Source organism: Psychrobacter sp. 1Y4, assembly GCF_051847555.1.
In genome coordinates this window covers 1-626 of record NZ_JBPYDE010000760.1, presented here as the reverse complement: position 1 = coordinate 626, position 626 = coordinate 1, and the positions used below count along the sequence as shown (strand labels likewise).

The 626-nt window shown below is 49.0% G+C and carries 1 protein-coding gene; it reads left to right on the top strand.

Features of this window, described 5'->3' with window-relative positions:
- On the top strand, positions 1–626 hold a 626-nt coding region (locus tag ACS8FC_RS18740; protein ID WP_459112987.1), incomplete at both ends, for a glutamyl-tRNA reductase.

Sequence of the window (626 nt, the reverse complement as noted above, 5' to 3'; positions counted from 1 at the left end):
AAGCGCTCTGTGCACTTGGCACAAGAGCAAAAAGTATTGAGCAATCAGCTCGGTTGGATCGTTGATCAGGTATTTGCCGCTGCCAAACGAGTACGTAATGAGACGCAAGTGGGTGCACAAGCGGTATCGCTGAGCTTTGCGGCGGCTAAATTGGTCACGCAGATATTTGATGACTTGCCCAGTCGTACATTATTGGTCGTCGCAGCAGGTGAGATGAATCGCTTGGTTGCCACCCATATCGCTGGTCTTGGTGTCGGACGAGTTATTATTTGCAATCGTAATCCTGAGCGTGCTGAAGCATTGGCGGCTGAGTTACGTAGTCCCAATCGCCGTATAGACGTCAGACCCTTGCAAGAGTTGCCGCAAGTATTGGCAGAAGCCGATATCGTCAGTAGCTGTAGTGGTAGTATGGATTTATTGATTGATAAAACCATGACCATGCAAGCGCTTAAGCGTCGTCGTTATCAGCCAATGTTGATGATAGATTTGGCCGTACCGCGCGATATCGATTCAACCATCAGTCGCATTGATGATGTTTATCTGTATTCTGTCGATGATTTGCAGCATGTGATTGCCGGCAATATCGAGCAGCGTCGACAGGCAGCGGTCGATGCGGAACTGCTAGT